Source organism: Vulcaniibacterium thermophilum, assembly GCF_007923255.1.
GTDB classification, from domain to species: Bacteria; Pseudomonadota; Gammaproteobacteria; order Xanthomonadales; family Xanthomonadaceae; genus Lysobacter_F; species Lysobacter_F thermophilum.
In genome coordinates this window covers 1-2,414 of sequence record NZ_VOHJ01000070.1, presented here as the reverse complement: position 1 = coordinate 2,414, position 2,414 = coordinate 1, and the positions used below count along the sequence as shown (strand labels likewise).

The following is a 2,414-nucleotide window of genomic DNA, read 5'->3' as shown; positions in this document are numbered from 1 at the left end:
CCGGACGCGCCGTCCGCGCAGGCGCCCGCACCGCGTGCCGGGCGGGCCGTCGCCGCCGCCGCGCCTGCGAACGTGGCGCCGCGCGCGGTCGCGGCCGTGCCCACCGACCCGCTTCGCGAGGCCGAAGCCGCCTACGCGCACTGGCTCGAACGCGACGCCGAAGGCTACACGCTGCAGGTCGCCGCGCTGCGCGCCGACGACGAAGCCGCGCGGCGCGAGCTGGCGCGCATCGCCGCCGCATTGCCGGGTCTTCCGCTGCGCGCGCATCGCGACGCGACCGGCCGCGCGTCCACGCTGGTTCTTTATGCGGGCGAGTTCGCCAGCGCCGACGAGGCGCGGCGGGCGCTCGCGCTGTTGCCCCCCACCCTGCGCGCCAACCGGCCGGTCCTCCGCTCGCTGGGCGCCCTCCGCACGCAGACCGCGAGCCGCACATGAGCCTCCGACCGCTGTATCCCGTCCTTGCCGCCCTGCTCGCCGCCGGATGCGCGCATCCGCCGCCGCGCGTGTCCAGCGCCCATCTGCAGCGCCCCGATCTGCCGCCGCCCGCGCAGGACATCCCGGCGCCGGTGGCGCGCACCCGCGCGCTGCCGCCGCCGCGCGCGCTGCCGCCGCAGGACACCTACAGCGTCGTGGTGAACAACGTGCCGGTGCAGGAGCTGCTGTTCGCCCTCGCGCGCGACGCGAAGTTGAACGTCGACATCCATCCCGACATCCGCGGCACGGTGACGATCAACGCCATCGATCAGACGCTGCCGCAGATCCTCGATCGCGTGGCGCGGCAGGTGGACATGCGCTACACGCTCGACGGCGACGCGTTGTCGGTGGTGCCCGACTCGCCGTTCCTGCGGCTGTACAAGGTCGATTACCTCAACATGCAGCGCGACGTCACCAGCCACGTGGCGATCGCCACCCAGGTGGCCTCGCCCGGCAGCACGTCCGGCGGCGAAGGCGGCAACAACTCCCGCACCGAACTCACCAACGTCTCCAACAACCGCTTCTGGAGCAACCTGCTGGGCGCGGTGGAAAGCCTGCTGCGCGAGACCGACAAGGTGCTGCCCGAGGGCGCCCAGGCCGCCGCCGCGCCGTCCGAAGCGCCCGCCGCTTCCGGCACGGCCGGCGCGGGCGCCGCGCCCGCGCAGCCGCGCACGGTGTTCCGCGAGGCGGCCTCGGTGATCGCCCATCCGGAGACCGGCACGATCGCGGTGCGCGCCACCGCGCGCCAGCACGAGAAGGTGCAGGAGTTCCTCGACCGCCTGGTGGGCACCGCGCGCCGGCAGGTGCTGATCGAGGCGACGGTGGTCGAGGTCGAACTGTCCGACGACTATCAGCAGGGCATCAGTTGGGAACTGCTGCGCAACCAGAGCGCCAACATCCGCTTCCGCCAGATCCCGGGCGGCGCGACCACGCTGCCGGGCGGCACGCCGGGCACCGGCATCATCCCCAACATCGGGGTGCTGAACTTCGTGCGCAGCTACGGCAGCACCAACATCACCGCCGCGGTGCAGATGCTGGAGTCCTTCGGCCGCACCAAGGTGCTCTCCAGCCCGAAGATCAGCGTGCTCAACAACCAGACCGCGCTGATCAAGGTGGTCGACAACTTCGTGTACTTCACGCTGTCGGCCAACTACACGCCGGGCACCGGCGGCAGCCCGCCGACCTTCACCGTGAGCTCCACGCCGAACACGGTGCCGGTGGGCTTCCTGATGAACGTCACGCCGCAGATCGGCGACGACGACGAGATCATCCTCAACCTGCGCCCCACCATCTCGCGGTTGACGGGCTACGTCGAGGATCCGGGCGTGGCGCTGACGCTCGCGCTGGCGCGGCAGGACGGCGTCGACATTCCGGACGTCAACAGCCGCGTGCCGGAAATCCAGACCCGCGAGATGGAATCGGTGATCCGCGTGCGCAACGGCGAGACCGCGGTGCTCGGCGGTCTGATGCGCGACCGCATCGAGAACGGCAGCGACGGCATTCCGATCCTCGGCCGCATCCCGGCGTTCGGCGAGCTGTTCAAGTACCGCAACAACGCGACGTCCAAGAGCGAGCTGGTGATCTTCCTGCGCCCGGTGGTCGTCAACGATCCCAGCCTGCACGGCGATTACCGCGATGCCGCGCGCGCGCTGCCGGACGGCCGCTTCTTCGACAGCCCCGACGTGCCGATCGGCGACATCCCGACGCGAGGAGCCGGCGGCCGATGAGCCTGCTGATCGAAGCGCTGAAACAGGCGGAGGCGCGCAAGGCCAGGCCCGACGCGGCCGCCGACGCACCGCCGAAGCCCGCCGCGGCGGACGACGCGCGCGCCGCCGGCGAGCTGGCGCTGGAGCCGATCGAACCTGCGGCGAGCGCGCCGTCGGCGCCGACCGCCGTCGCAGCGGAAGCCGCTGCGCCGCCGGCTGCGGCCATCGCGCCCG

Annotated in this window: 3 protein-coding genes; all 3 read left to right on the top strand. The window is 72.5% G+C overall.

Annotated elements, in window-relative coordinates; genetic code table 11:
• The coding region (locus FQY64_RS14570) for an SPOR domain-containing protein (RefSeq protein WP_146475454.1) at positions 1–435 on the top strand (435 nt) is incomplete at its 5' end.
• On the top strand, positions 432–2,201 hold the full coding sequence (gene mshL / locus FQY64_RS14565) for a pilus (MSHA type) biogenesis protein MshL (protein ID WP_146475452.1): 1,770 nt from the start codon (positions 432–434) through the stop codon (positions 2,199–2,201). The genes FQY64_RS14570 and mshL, both read left to right, overlap by 4 nt.
• The coding region (locus tag FQY64_RS14560) for a hypothetical protein (RefSeq protein ID WP_425476676.1) at positions 2,198–2,414 on the top strand (217 nt) is incomplete at its 3' end. The genes mshL and FQY64_RS14560, both read left to right, overlap by 4 nt.